The organism is Sandaracinus amylolyticus, assembly GCF_021631985.1.
Classification (GTDB): domain Bacteria; phylum Myxococcota_A; class Polyangia; order Polyangiales; family Sandaracinaceae; genus Sandaracinus; species Sandaracinus amylolyticus_A.
Map to the genome: position 1 here is coordinate 8,003,783 of NZ_CP070225.1, position 14,430 is coordinate 8,018,212.

The window sequence follows — 14,430 nt, forward strand, 5'->3', positions numbered from 1 at the left end:
TACACCCGGCGCGCGCCCGTGCCAGCCCCCCGATCAGGTCGCGGGCACGACCCGCCGCAGCGCGTGACGCAGCACGTCGGGCGAGAACGGCTTGTCGAGCAGTGGCTGCGGCGAGGTGTCGAGGTAGTGGCGCGAGCGCTCGGTGAGCGCGCCGCCGGTCATGAACACGAAGCGCCCCGCGAGCTCGGGCCACGCGGCGCGCACCCGCTCGTGCAGCTCGGGCCCGCTGGTGCGCGGCATCATCACGTCGCAGAGCACCGCGTCGTAGCGCTCGCCCGCGTCGAAGCACGCGAGCGCGTCCTCGGCGCTCGTCACCGCGTGCACCTGGTGCTCGCCGCTCAGGAGGAGCTGGATCAGGCGACCGAGCGTCGGCTCGTCGTCCACGACCAGCACGCGCATCGGACGCAGCCCCTCGTCGGCGCTCGCGGGGACGACGCTGGGCGGCGAGGTGCGCCCGTTCGCCGGGCTCGCGGTCGGGATGCGCACCCGCACCGCGGTGCCGCGACCGAGCACCGACTCGAGCGCGATGGTGCCGCCCATCGAGGTCACGAGCCCGTGGCAGATCCACAGGCCGAGCCCGGTCCCGATGTTCGCGGGCTTCGTCGAGAAGAACGGATCGAAGACCCGCGCCCGGGTCTCCTCGGGGATGCCGCCCGCGTTGTCCTCGACCGTGATCTCGACCGAGCCCTCGCGCTCCGCGCAGGTCACGATCACCGTCGGATCGAACGCGTCCTCCGCGAACGCCTGCATCGCGTTCACCAGCAGGTTCAGCATCACCTGCTCGAGCCGCCCCGCGTGGCCGTGGGCGCGCGGCTGACCGGTGATGCGCCGCACCAGGCGCGCGCGATGACGCAGCTCGTGGGCCGCCATCCGCTCCGCGGTCGCGATCACCTTCACGACGTCGATCTCGCCGGGCGGCGGGGTGTCCTCGGAGCGCGCGAACGCCCGCAGATCGCGGACGATCTCCGCGACGCGCGCGGTGCCGTCGCGCATCGGGCCGAGCATCGCGACGAGCTCCTCGCGCACCAGCGGATCGGCGACGAGCAGCTCGATCTTGCGCTCGAGGGCCTGCACGCCGAGCGACACGAACGTGAGCGGGTTGTTGATCTCGTGGGCGACGCCTGCCGCGAGCAGGCCGAGCGCAGCGAGGCGATCGGCGCGCGCGAGCTGCTGCTGCATCTGCTTGCGCTCGCTGACGTCGCGTCCGAACCCGAGCACCGCGGGCGAGCCGTCGTACTCGATGACGTGCCCGGTCATCTCCATCACGGTCGGCGTTCCGTCGGCGCGCAGCAGGCGGTACTCGCGCGGCGGGAAGCGCTCGCCCTCGGCGATCATGCGGCGCATGCGGTCGTTGAGGATCTCGAGATCCTCGGGCTCGTAGAGCTGCGTGAGGTTGAGGCCGACGAGCTGCGAGGGCGCGGCGTATCCGAGCGCCGCGGCGGCCGAGCGGTTCGCGTAGACCATCGTGCCGTCGAGGCGCGTGATCGCGATGCCGTCGGGCGCCGACTCGATCAGCGTGCGGAACCGCGCCTCCGATGCGCGCAGCGCGTCCTCCGACGCGCGACGCGCGCCGATGTCGCGAAAGAACGTGACCCCGACGCGGCGCTCGCCGATGTACGCGACGCCCATCGAGATCGACACCGGGACCCGCGAGCCGTCGGGCCGGATCGCGGCGAGCTCGAACGACCCGTGGTGGACGTCGCCGCGATCGCGCGCCGTCTTCAGGTCGTACGCCATCTCGCGGTTCTCGGGGGCGATCAGCTCGAAGATGTTGCTGCGCAGCAGCTCCTCGTAGGGGCGACCGAGGATCTCGACCGCACGCTCGTTGAACCACACCGGGCGGACGCGCTCGTCGTCGGTGATCGTCAGCGCGACGCCGATGCCCGCGTTGTGCGCGGCATGGAGGACCGCCTCGGAGACTCCGTCGGGCGGCGCAGGCCAGTGCTCGCTCATCCGATGCGCTCGCCGATCGCGCGCTGGATCTCCGAGGCTCGCACGTCGCCGATGCCGAGCCGCTTGGCGAGGCCCGCGTAGAAGTCGCGCTCGCTCTTCGCGACGCGTCCGTCGGCGCACGCGAGCTCCCAGCACAGCGCGAGGAGCAGCTCGCGCAGCACGGGATGGGTCAGCCGCGTCTCGAGGCCGCGCAGCGAGGGCGGCTCGTGGCTCTCGCGCACCAGCTCGTCCTGGGTGTCCTCGTCGAGCAGGCTCGCCGCGATGATGCGACGCAGGAGGTGCACCTCCTCGGGGTCGACCTCGCGATCGGCGTGCACCATCCAGATGCACACCTCGATCGCGGCGCGTCGCTCGCGGGTCGCGACGTCGACCGGCTGCTCCGCGAACCATGTGCGCAGTCGATCGATCTCGCTCTCGCCGACGACGTAGGCCGCGACCGCCTCGCCCGCCTTCTCGTGCGCGCCCTCGAGCACGCCGCCGCGCGCGAGCGCCCCCAGCCAGCTCGCCATCGCCTGCTGCGCATCGCTGATCCCCATGATGTCCCCCTGTGTTCTCGGGAGGGTCTCGGAGACCCCTCCCCCCGACCGGCCGCGCCGGATCGCGGCCTTGCCGTTCACGTCATCCGCTGCTGACCAATTCGATGAGCGCTCGGTTCGCCGGCACGTCCGTCAGGAAGCGCGCCCTCCAGTCCGCGTCCGCGATCCGGCCCGCGAGGAACTCGAGCCGCGTGATCCCGATCGTGAGGATCTCGCGCGCGTCGGCGTCGCGCCCGTTCGCGATCAGCGCGCGGGCATGGGCGAGGAAGACCTCGGACTCGTCCTCCTCCATCGCGCCGATCTCGTCGCGCAGGCTCATCGCGCGGGTCGAGAGCGCGAGCGCGTCCTTCACGTCCCCCGCGAGCAGGCGCGCCTGCGACGCGAGCGCGAGCGCGGTGACCGACCAGGGCAGCGTGCCGGCGCGCCGCGCCTGATCGGCGACCTGCTCGGCGAGCGCGACGACCTCGTCGGGATCGCGATGCCCGAGCAGCGTGCGCGCGCGGTAGAGCCGCACCGCGAGCACGAGCCGGCTCTGCTGCGCCTGCGCGCCGATGCGCTCGGCGTCGTCGAGCGCCGCGAGCGCCTCGTCGGTGCGCTCGAGCTTGCCGAGCGCGTAGCCGAGGTTCGCGAGCGCGAAGCCCTCGACCACGCGATTGCCGACGCGACGACAGGTCTCGAGCGCGGCGCGCAGCGCGGTCTCCGCGGCCTCGTAGGAGCCGATGCGGTTCAGCGTGTCGGCGAGGTTCGTCTCGGCGCTCGCAGCGCGCCGCAGATCGCCGATCTGCTTGTAGCGGGCGATCGCCTGCTCGTACGCGATCTTGCGCTGACCGAGATCGCCGCGAGCGGTCGCGAGCTGCGCCTTCCACGCCGCGATCAGCGCCGCGGTCTCGGGCCCGACCTGATCGATCATGCGCGCGGCCTCGCCGATCGCGCTCATCGCCTCGTGGATACGCCCCGCGTAGAGCAGGACCCATCCGAGGCGAACCAGCGCGGTCGCGAGCAGGTCGGGATCGCCCACCTCGCGCGCGGTGCGCACCGCGTCCTCGCCGACGAACGCGCCCTCGTCGTTGCGGCCGAGCGTCGCGAGCAGCCCGGTGCGCTCGGTGAGCGCGCGGGCTCGCTCGGCGGGCGTGCGCGCGCGCTCGAGCACGGCCTCGAGCTCCTTGCCCTGCTCGTCGCGACGACCGAGGAACGAGAGCGCCTCGGCGCGCGCGAGGTGCATCTCGAACGCGAGCGTCTCGTCGCCGCCCAGCGCGAGCGCGCGCTCCGAGAGCCGCAGCACGCTCTGGCTGTCGCCCCGACGCTGGGCCACCCGCACCGCCTGCACGTAGGCGAGCGCGGCCTCCTCGGGCGCGCCGCCGAGCTCGTGGTGGCGCGCGATCTCCTCGCGCTCGACGCCGGGATCCGACGCGAGGTACGACGCGGCGCGGCGATGCAGATCGCGCCGCGCGCGCTCGCTGTTCATGCGGTACGCGACGTCGGCGACGAGCGCGCTCTTGAACTGGTGCTCGCGCTCGGTGCGCGGTCCGCTCTCCGCGATCGCGCGGCGCACGCCGCTGATCGCCTCGTCGCGCGTGATGCCGCTCGGCTCGCGCTCGCCGGCGCGCGTCGCGAGCAGACCGCGGCGCACCAGCGACACCAGGAGCGGCGCGGCATCGGTCACCCCGAGCGCCTCGAGCGCGCCCGCGCCGAACGCGCGCGCGGCGAGGACCGACGCGACCTTGCACAGGTTCTTCTCGGCGGGCGGCAGGTGATCGAGACGCGACTGCACCGCGCCCTCGACGTGCAGCGGGATCGGCAGGCTCGCCGGCGGCGAGTCGAGCATCTCGGTCTCGACCAGCTCGCCGACGATCTGCTCGACGAAGAACGGATTGCCGCCGGTGCGATCGGCGATCGCGCGCACCACGCGCTCGTCGACCTCGCGCCCCGCGATCGCCCGCGCGACGTGCCCGACGTGGGCCGCGCGCAGCCCGCGCGGCTCGACCCGCACCACGTCGGCGCCCGCGAACCGATCACGCTCGCGCTCGACGCGCTCCGAGCGCGCCGCCATCGCCACGAGCAGCGGACGATCCGCGGCGCGCGCGCAGAGATCCGCGAGCAGCGCGAGCGACGCGTCGTCGGACCACTGCACGTCGTCGAGCACGATCGCGAGGGGCTCGCGCTCCGCGATCGCGAGGAGCAGCTCGCCGAGCGCGATGCGCAGCCGATCGGCGCGCACCTGGGGATCGCTGCGGCGCCCCTCGGAGGGTGCTTCCCACGGCACGCCGAGGAGCTCGCACACCACCTCGGCGTGCTCGCTCACGACGTTCGGATCCGCGTCGAGCCACACCGCGCAGAAGCGCTCGATCGCCTCGCGCCGCAGCGCCACGCCGACCTCGGCGCGCGAGAGCGCATCGGCGAGCCCAGGCGCGCTGCGGAGCGCGTGACCGATCACGTGGTACGCGGCGTCGCGGCGATGCGACTCGGCGCGCCCCACCAGCACGACCGGGCGGGGGACGCGCGCCCGGAGGCGACGCTCGAGCTCCTGGCGCAGCCGGGTCTTGCCGATCCCGGGCGGCCCCACGATCCACGCGACGGTCGCGTGGGGCTCCTCGAGCGCGCTCGCGAGCGCACCCTCGAGCTGCGCGAGCTCGGCCTCGCGACCGAGCAGCGGCACCTCGCGCGCCGACACCACGAAGGTCTCGCGACGTCGCGCCCCGCGCGGCACCTCGAGCAGCTCGCCCTGGGCGCGGCGCAGCTCGAAGAGCGAGCCCACGGTGCGCGACGCGGTGAGATCGAGCGCGACGCCCGGCAGCTGCGCCGCGCACGCGCGCTCCACCGCGCGCACCGCGTCGCCCGAGATCGTCGTGCCCGCACCGGTCGCGCGCCCCGACGCCACCGCGATCCACCGCACCGCATCGCGCGCCTCGAGCGCCGCGCTCACCGCGCGCAGCGTCTCGTCGCCCTCCCACGTCGTGCGGCCGAACACGCCGATCGCGCGCCCGCCGAGCATCGGGATGAGCTCGCCGCCCCAGTGCGCGATCGCGCGCTCGAGCGCACCCTGATCGACGATGCCCTCGGCGAGCACCAGCGCCATCACGCGCTGCTCGTCCTGCGGCGAGGCGGTGTCGGCCGCGGCGGGCACCAGCGAGGGCCGCGCGTGCACGTCGATCCCGCGCAGCGCGCGGGCGATCGCATCGGCGCTCGGCCAGCGCTGATCGAGGCGCTTCTCGAGGCAGCGATGCACCACCTCGGCGAGCCCCGGCGGCAGCGGCGGCGCCTTGCCCGCGAGCGGCGCGGCCTCTTCGAGCACGACCGCGAGGATCGTCGCGACCGCGGTCTCGCGCCGGAACGGCGAGATGCCCGAGAGCGCCTCGTAGAGGATCACGCCGAGGGCCCAGAGGTCGGCGCGGGTGTCGACGTCGGTCTCGCCGCGCGCCTGCTCGGGCGCGAGGAAGCCGGGCGTGCCCACCACCGAGCCCACCATCGTCAGCTGTTGATCGCGCGCGAGCTCGCCGCCGCGCGCGATGCCGAAGTCGAGCACCGTGACGCGCCCGTCGTTGCGCAGGAACACGTTGCCCGGCTTGAGATCGCGGTGGACCACGCCGCGCGCGTGGGCCGCCGACAGCCCGGCGCAGATCTGGAGCCCGAGGTCGATCACCTCGGCGACCGGGAGCGGCGCCTTGCGCAGTCGATCGTTGAGCGGCTCGCCCTCGAGCAGCTCGAACGCGATCCACGGCGTCCCGTCGTCGGCGCGTCCGGCGTCGATCACCCGCACCACGTTCGGGTGCTCGATGCGGATGTCGCCCTCGCGCTCGAAGCGCCGCAGCAGCTCGTCGGTCCGCATGTGCTCGGAGAGCACCTTCAGCGCGACCTTCGTCCCGTCGGGCGCCTCGCCCGCGTAGACCGTCCCGAACCCGCCCGATCCCAGCACCGACACGAGCCGGTACGGGCCGATCGTGTCGACGCGCCGTCCGCGCTGGATGCGGGTCTTGGGGGCGTCGGACACGGATGTACTCGTGTACCTCCGCGGCCCGCGAAAAGGCAAGCGAGGACACAGGTGGAGCCCGCCGGAGGCGCGCTCCACCTGTGTCCATCCCGATCGTGCCGCGGCTTCTGCTCACTGCCGCGTCCAGTAGCGGTACTGCAGCGCCAGCTGAATCCCGTCGACGTTCGCCCACACGATCTCGGGTCGGCCGTAGATCCGCAGCACGTATCGTCCGTCGACGGGCCGACCACGAAGCTCCGTGCGCGCGAAGTCTTCCACGAGCGCGCGATCCGCCGGAAGCACGGGGTTGGTCAGCATGCGTTCCGCCGCGATCGCACGCCCGCCACGGATCGTCGCGGGCTCGACCACGAACGTGTGCAGCTCACCGTCGATGTTCTCGAGCAGAACCTCGCCCTCGTGCGTGAGGTCGAAGGGGATGTTGCCATCGCCGTAGCACTCCGCCGGCCGCACCGCGCGGGTGCAGTCGAGCACGGCGAACGTCGATCGCCCAGTCGTCCAGAAGCCGCTCCGACACGCCGCTTCGAAGATCGAAGAGGTCGAGCATGATCGGATCGTCGCGGTCCGCGGGATTGCCGCCGATCACCAGCGCACGCGGATCTCCGGTCTCGCTCGGCACGAGCCAACCAGCCTCCGAGTCCGGGTGCACGGCCTGGCCAGCCTCGAACGTGAGCAGCTCGGCGCGCCCGTCGCGGACTCGCGCGAAGACGAGCTCGGACGCGGTGACCGAAAGGCTGCGGGTCTCGATCTCGCCGAGCCGCATCGACACGTAGAGATCGTCGCCCGCAGCGAGGACCGACGTGATCGAACCGACCACCCGCCCGCTCGTGGCGTCCAGGATCGCGTCGTCGAAGAGCTCCGCGAAGTCGTAACGAGCGAGCTCCGAGTCATCCGGTCCGATCTGGACCAACACGGGATGGTTCGTCGTCGCGTCGATGCCAGCCGCCCAGAGGCGACCGCCGCTCGCGGGTGCGAGCGCGGTGCAGCGCAGCTGGGTGATCCAGGCCGTTCGGAGCGTCGCGCCGGCGACGAGGATCGGACACTCGGAGGGAGCGTCGACCGTGACGAGGAGCGTGGTGCCGCCCTCGCTCGGCAGCGTCCAGCTCCGCAGGTCGTGGTCCTCGCCGTCGAGAAGCGTCGTCCAGGGCCGCGCGAACGGGTCGCCGACCTCGGCGAGCACGTCGGCGAGGTCGCGATGGCGAACCGGGCCCCAGGTCAGCTGCCCTGCGTCGACCCGCTCGTGACGGATGCACTCGTCATCGACGCAGATCTGCAGCGGATCGCATTGGACGGAGAGCTCGCACGCGTCGCCCTCGCCCGCGACGGGGGGTGCGCCTGGGTCGATCGGAGCGAACGGATCGGCTCCGCCATCGGGGGCGCCGCCATCATGGTCGCCGGCGTCTGCCACCGCCGCGTCCTCGACAGTCGTGCTCGTCGCTCCGCCACACGCGACGAGAGTCGCGGCGAAGAGCAGGTAGATGGTTCCTCTCATCGGCTCTCCTCCGGGGCTGACCAGTGTCGGTACGTGACGACCAGCTGGGCACCCTCGAGGCGGTCCCAGCGAATCTCGGGACGCCCTCGATCGTCAGGATGTACGCTGCTTCGAGAGGCCGACCCCGGAGCTCGACGCGTCGATATGGCAGGCGTTCGGCGGCGAGAGCACGAGCAGAGGCCACTCGGCCCGTGCCGAAGTCGTAATAGCGTCGGACGCCGGTGGACGAGAGGAGTCGGGAGCCTGCAACCCGGGGTCGGGAAGCACGACGTTTTCGATCGGAAGGCCCGCCCCAGCGTCGTCCACATCATCGAGGCCGAAGCCGCGCGGCCCCGTAAGCGCGACGAAGCCTCCGCCGCCCACTCGAGCTTCTTCTAGATCTCGTCGAGCGCGGCCTTGGGCCTCTGGAACTGGAGCTCCAGCAGGGTCGGGTCGACGCGCTCGGCCTTCGCCTCGACGGCCCAGCAGCGCGTGCTCCCGCTGGAAGATCGCGTACGACTTGCGGAGCTGCCTGACGGCGACCGCCTTCTTCGTCCTCAAGTGCCTCGCGTTTGCCGCGGCAATCTTGCGCCCGCAGCGAACGTGTCCGCCATCTGCCCGCTCGCGCGCCAATTCGCGACCCGCTTCGCCCAGATCTCCGAACTCTCCCTGCCGTGCAGGATCGCTCACGCCAGAACGGTCTCGAGCGGCGGATGCGCCGCACCGGTACCAGGCGAGCACCGGGCGCTGCTAGCCCGTCATCGCCGTGTCATGAGGGCCGTGAACTGGAGAGCCGCGAGCTGCGCCGCCCGCACCTCGTCGAACGATTGCATCCATTCGTCCGAAGCGATCGAGCCGAGACCGGCGCCGGTCGCCGAAACGCGCTGGAGGGCCGTGCGCACACCAAAGCTCGTGGGTCTGACCTCCACCTGATAGGGCGCGCCGAGGCCCGAGCGGGTGGCAAGTGCGATCCACGTATGGCGCAAATCGTCGGGGAGACGCGCCAGCTCCGCTTCGGCGGCAGCCCCGAGATCCTGCCTGACACGCCGGCGAAGCAGACAGTCCCCTCGCTCGGCTGCCCACTGGGGAAGACCGACGATCCGCGTGACGCGATCAGGTTCTTGGACGTAGAGCTCTTCGCTGCCCCACTCGGCCTCGGGCACGCGCTGATAGCGCCTTATGCGGCCGCTCGCGTTCCGCACGTCCATCGCGTCAGGCGCAACGAGCCACCCCGTGTGCGACGCGTCGCAGCCGCCAAACCGCAACACATCGCCATCCGGAATCGCCACCCACTCGCGCACAACGGCATTGTCCAGATGCTCGGCACAACCTCTCGCGCCAACGTAGGACCGGTCGACCTCCAGCCGAATACGGACGCTGCACTCCGTGATGAACAGCACGTCGGTTGGCGCTAGCCCGACCAGTGGGCTCGGCTCGTAAAGCGGGGGTAGATCGACTGCTCGCCAGACGCCCACGAAGGGGATGCCCGCGGGCGAGCCACAGAACGCCTCTGCCACCTCGGACGGGTCGTGCTCGCACGCGTTCGGTGTAACGACCGAGCCCCGCGCGGCGACCGAGCCGCGCGTGCCGAGCGGCCGCTCGGCAACTCCGCCGCCGCATCCTACGAGGAAACCACCGACGTAGATCGTCAGAAGAGCTAGCTCAATCGTCTGCAACGACAACCCCACGCGCTTCCGGTTCCGCCTGCGACGGCTGCGCCTCGCTCAAGCGCTCGACCAGGGCCCTCTCCCGCGGACTGAGCCCAATCGAATTCTCGTCGGTCGAGGGAGCAATCCACAACGCCTCGACACTTCGTTCCGTACGGCCATCACGATGGTAGGCGGTCCTCACCGCCCACACGACTTGCGCCATGGGGTTGTCGGAGGCGGGATCCGCCCCCTCGGCATAGACATACGTTCGGTAAATCGCTAGTGAGCGAATAGCGTCGGCCGCCTCTGGAATCTCTCGGTCGAGGGTGCGCGCGAGGGGCCCGACGTGACTGGGCGCGTCGTAGTGAATCATGCCGCCTCCACCGGCGACGCGTAGGTGTGGGGAATTCTCGGGAACGAACGCTTCGTCAGCATGCCCGTTGTCGATAAACAGAGCACCGTCACGCGGAGACGTCTGGGTGATGGTCACGCCAGAACGATCGAACGCGGCATCTCTGAATCGCGCATCGACTTCGTCATGATGACGCCATCCCATCAGAGGATCATGGATCTGAGTATAGTGACTCGCAAATTGCACGAACCGCGCAGACTCGCCGCTAGCGCCACGATACGCGATCGCGATACCTTCGTACGAATGGCCGTCGTGGGAGTATTCCACATTCTCGCGAACTTCGATGCGTCCACCATCGGGAGTCTCGGATGCGAGTGCTAGATTGCCAGGCTGAGTCTCTTCGACGCCGCGATATTGCCACTCGGCGGCGGCGCCAGCGGTGAACACCTGATCGTCCGAGCCATTGTCACCGCGCATCACAGGAGGATCGAGTCCGAGCGGATCGCGGGACTGGAGCAGATTGCCAGTCACATAGTGGAAACTGTTGAGCGCCTCGCCGCCGCCGTTGGCGTGAACGTGCAGCGGGTCGGGGCTGGCCCACCTGCCGATTCTCGCGATCAGATATCGCTCGCCGAAGTAGGTCAGTCCGACTTCCTCGTCGGCCTCCTTTGCGGTGAAGCCGGCGGGCTCGAGGGCACTGGGGTCGTGGGTGTCAGCCCAGACGGTTTCTCTCGCGCCGTTGGGGTGATAGGTGCTCGCCTCGAGCAGGTCGCCACTCATGACATCGAGCGTGGCGGCGGTGGTCTGGATGAGGTCGGCGAGCGGGACTGTGAGTCGCCGGGCTTTGTGGCTGCCGCTCTCGTGACGCCACACGAGCCTCGCGCCGGCAACGAGGTATTGCGTCTCGGCGCCCTCGGAGCTGGGCTGGTAGGCCAGGTCTTGCCCTCGGACGAGGCCGCGTCGCTCGAAGTCGCCCGGCAGGACGTAGAGGGCGATGCGCTCTTCGATGGCGCCCTGGTCGGTCTGGAAGAGAGTCTGCTTGACGGTCCGTTGATTGGCGCCGTCGTAACGGTAGCGCTGGCGCACTCGAAGCGTCCAGGTGCCGCTCTCGCGGTCCCAGTGCCGCGCTTCGGTGATGCGGTTGAGCTCGTCCCAGCGATACTCGTAGTGCTGCTCTTGCGCGCAGGCACAGGTGGCGCGGAGCGAGTCACGGCGAGCGAGGTCGTCGGTGCCCGCGCCGGGCGTGCAGACCGCCTGGGTCTCGCGCGGGCCGCACTGCGCGCGCACCGTCATCGCGGTGACGTTGCCGCCTGCGCCGTAGTCGAGCTCGAGCCAGCCGGCGTTGCCCTGTGGGCTCGCCAGCGGAGCGGCGATGTTGGTCGCGAAGTAGAGCGCGCTCGGACGAGCGTCGATGTCGAGCCCGTTCGTGATGTCGCCCAGGCTCCGCTCGTAAAAGCTGTCCTGGTCGTCACTCCACTCCGTGCTGTTGCCGAGGAAGTCGTAGTCCCACGCGAGGCTCACCGCGCGCGAGGAGGCCGGCGCAGGTAGCATCTCGGCCGGGCGCGTCGCCATCGGGTCGGCGCCAACGGCGCGGATCGCGTCGATGGTGTCGCGATAGTCGGTCGCGACGTCGTCGTTGGTGCGGCGATTGTCTTCTTGCGTGTATTCGAAGAACCCGCCGACCACGCGATAGAGTGAGTCGTGATCGACGTGCGTCGTGCGCGGGCGGAAGCCCGTGGGCCACTCGTTGCCATCGCGATGATCGACGACGTCGGTGACGTTCGAGGCGGCGTCCCAGGCGAGCTCCTGGTCGACGACCGTGTTCACCGCCGCGAGACTGGGGTCTTCACCGCTGAGCGGCTCGGGGCCAGTGGGCTGACGCGTGGTGGTGAATCGAATCGGGCGGCGACGTCGGTCGTAGCGAATCTCGCTGACCGTCGCGAGGTGATCAGGGCGTTCGTCGCCCCAGGTCGTGCTGAGCACGGCTCCGTCCCGGTCGTAGCGGATGCCGGCGGTAATGGGCTGTGACGCGGTGCCCACGTGGGCGGTCGCCGACGCGGGCAAACCGCGCAGGTTGTACGTCAGTGAGCCGCTGACGACGGGCGCGGGGTCTACGCCGTTGGCGGGATCCGGATGCCAATCGGGATCGATCGGCAGCGTCACAGAGAGCGGCCGCGCTGCGTGGTCGAACGTCGCCGTGCGGACATACGTGTGCTCTTCGTCGTACGTGACATACCCGGGAAGCGGCACCTCGGTGCGGCGGGGCGTTCCGGTCGGGGAGCTCTGCGCGACGAGCGCGGCGGCGTTCGAGATGAACGCCATCTGGCGCGCCGACCAGATCGCGTGTCCGCGCCGGTCGTAGGCAATCGCAGAGCGCTGGCCGCGATCTTCGACGCCAGTGGGCATTCCGCGCGGCGACGCGGCAGTGCCGGGGGCGGTGACCCAGGTGAGTGCTTCGTGTCCGTCGTAGTGATATCGAACATCCACGCGGATGGGCGCATCATTGACCGCGACAGGGTGGAGCGAGATCACGCCTGCAGGGAGCTCGGCGATGGGCTGCTCGTCACCCGTCGACGTCACTTCGGCGCATCCGACGTATTGCTCGCCGACGAGTCGGCCTGCGAGATCGTAGAAGAAGTTCTGGCCGCAGCCGCGTGGGTCTCGCACTGCTGCGAGTTCGCCGAGGCGGTTGAAGAGGTAGAGCCAGCGCTGCCCAGTCGGAGAGTCGGTGTCGGGGTCTGCGGAGGTCCAGCGTCGGCCGACGGAGTCGTAGGTGAACGTTCGAATGACGGTGGTCGCGTCACGGGTCGGCACCGCGACGGGCCTGGTCTCGGACGCGTTCCGCTGCGTGCGCGCGAGCGCGAGCACGGCGCCGTCCTGGCGGTACCAGCTCCATAGGTGATAGTGCTCGTCGCCGCCGGTGTCGGGGTCGCGGTTGCGTAAGATCTGGTCGACCACGCGACCGTGTCCATCGACTCGCGCGGTGGTGCACGTGCGGTAGTGCGGAGACGAGTGATCGTTGTCGAGTGGATCGCAAACGTCCGTGGACATCGCGTGATGGCTCGTCCAGACGGTCGAGCCGTCCTCGGCGATGACGCCTCGCGCCCGTCCGAACGCGTCGTAGCGGGTGACCGCGTACGGGATGTCGGTCGGAAGCGCGACGACGGCCGCGAAGTCGCCATCGGAGCCCGAGTAGAAGTCGGGCTGGTAGGTGCGACGGACCGAGCCCTTCTGATCGAACGTCGTGATGCCGCTGCGCACCCACGCGTGCTCGTCGTCGCCGGTCGCGAGGGCAGCGCGGGCACGACCGAGACCATCGACGTAGCCAATGCCCTCGATGGGCGCTGCGGGCGCGCAACTCGCGTCACGAATGTGCGTGGTGGTGCGGACTCGCGACAGCGGCTGATTGATCGGGTCCGGCGTGAGCTCGTAGCGGATGGTGGTCGTGGGCAGCCGGTTCGGGCCGTCGGGGCAGCCAGCAATCGGTGGGGGCAGAGCTGCGACCGGACGACCGAAGCCGTCGTAGCGCATCGACGAGGTCTCGTCGTTGGGCGCGGTCGCGCTCAGGAGCAGCGCGAGGCCGCGGTCCCACGCGCCGTGCGTCTCCAGGGTCGCGCCGTCGATCGCACTGGCGAGCTCGGCGCCCTCGAGCTGGTCGTCGACGCGCGCGATCCATGCGGTCTCGGTCAGCGCGAGCTGGCCGAACGCAGGGTCACGAGTGACCGTGCCGAAGCGCAGACACTGCGCCGGCGCCGTCGTGAGATCAGCCGCGTCGCCGAGATTTCCACCGGCGCACTGCGCCACCGGCTGGCCCCACGCGTCGTGGGCGATCGACGCTTCGATAGTCTGCGTGGGCGTCGTCGTACCGTATCCCATCGCGCCGCCTTCACCGGGCGGGTCTGCGCCGAACTCGAGCGCTGGAATCCCGTACACGTGCGTCCGAGTCCACTCCGGATCTCCGGCATCCGTGAACTCCATGACCTCGGTGTGACCGAGCGGCTGCGTCGCGAGCGGCCCGTCGATCCAGGTCTCGCGCGTTCGCCAGGTCCACGTTCCGACTGGCGTGATCTCCGTGTGCGAGACGATCGCGTCGTCTTGCGCGGCGCCGGTGGCGAGCTCGACCTGACCATGCGCGGTCTGTCGAAGGACGTGCCCGAGATTGTCGACGTCGTCGTAGGTCGTGCGGATGCGCGCCGCGCGCATGCCGCGCACCGGCACGGTTCGCTCGCGCGCAGTGGCGACGGGGCTCGTCGCGCCGGTCGCAGGATCGACGTGCTGACGCACGACGTCGTTGAGGATGATCGTGTCGCTCGATGCTTCGAACGGTGTGGTGTCGTAGCGGAGCTCGTTCGCCTCGGTGACGTAGGCGTAGTCGATCGGGCGGCCATCGAGACCGACTGCGAGGTGACGGACTGCGAGTGTGGCGTGCGCGGAGGCGAGATAGCGGCCTTCCGCGTCGAGCGTCTCGGTCAGGTACTCGCGGC

General features: G+C 70.7%; 7 protein-coding genes. All 7 read right to left on the minus strand.

Features of this window, described 5'->3' with window-relative positions:
- Positions 1-33: 33 nt before the first annotated feature.
- Positions 34-1,953, minus strand: coding sequence for a PAS domain S-box protein (locus I5071_RS33840; protein WP_236517421.1), 1,920 nt, complete (start codon positions 1,951-1,953; stop codon positions 34-36).
- Positions 1,950-2,489: a TerB family tellurite resistance protein gene (locus I5071_RS33845; RefSeq protein ID WP_236517422.1), complete on the minus strand. Its 540-nt coding sequence runs from the start codon at positions 2,487-2,489 to the stop codon at positions 1,950-1,952. Before I5071_RS33845 ends, I5071_RS33840 begins: the two co-directional genes overlap by 4 nt.
- An 82-nt stretch (positions 2,490-2,571) precedes the next feature.
- Positions 2,572-6,477: a serine/threonine-protein kinase gene (locus I5071_RS33850; RefSeq protein WP_236517423.1), complete on the minus strand. Its 3,906-nt coding sequence runs from the start codon at positions 6,475-6,477 to the stop codon at positions 2,572-2,574.
- 111 nt (positions 6,478-6,588) lie between these two features.
- Positions 6,589-6,825, minus strand: a complete 237-nt coding sequence (locus I5071_RS33855; RefSeq protein ID WP_236517424.1) for a hypothetical protein — start codon at positions 6,823-6,825, stop codon at positions 6,589-6,591.
- Between the two features lie 13 nt (positions 6,826-6,838).
- Positions 6,839-7,966, minus strand: a complete 1,128-nt coding sequence (locus I5071_RS33860) for a hypothetical protein (RefSeq protein ID WP_236517425.1) — start codon at positions 7,964-7,966, stop codon at positions 6,839-6,841.
- Positions 7,967-8,703: 737 nt separating this feature from the next.
- Positions 8,704-9,627, minus strand: coding sequence for a hypothetical protein (locus tag I5071_RS33865; RefSeq protein WP_236517426.1), 924 nt, complete (start codon positions 9,625-9,627; stop codon positions 8,704-8,706).
- Entirely contained in the window at positions 9,608-14,230 is a 4,623-nt protein-coding gene (locus I5071_RS33870; protein WP_236517427.1) for an RHS repeat domain-containing protein, read from the minus strand. The genes I5071_RS33865 and I5071_RS33870 overlap by 20 nt, the downstream gene beginning before the upstream one ends.
- Positions 14,231-14,430: the final 200 nt, after the last annotated feature.

Coding starts and splice junctions, on each gene's coding strand:
- I5071_RS33840 (WP_236517421.1), bottom strand. CDS start 1,953: ATGAGCGAGCACTGGCCTGCGCCGCCCGACGGAGTCTCCGAGGCGGTC.
- I5071_RS33845 (WP_236517422.1), bottom strand. CDS start 2,489: ATGGGGATCAGCGATGCGCAGCAGGCGATGGCGAGCTGGCTGGGGGCG.
- I5071_RS33860 (WP_236517425.1), bottom strand. CDS start 7,966: ATGAGAGGAACCATCTACCTGCTCTTCGCCGCGACTCTCGTCGCGTGT.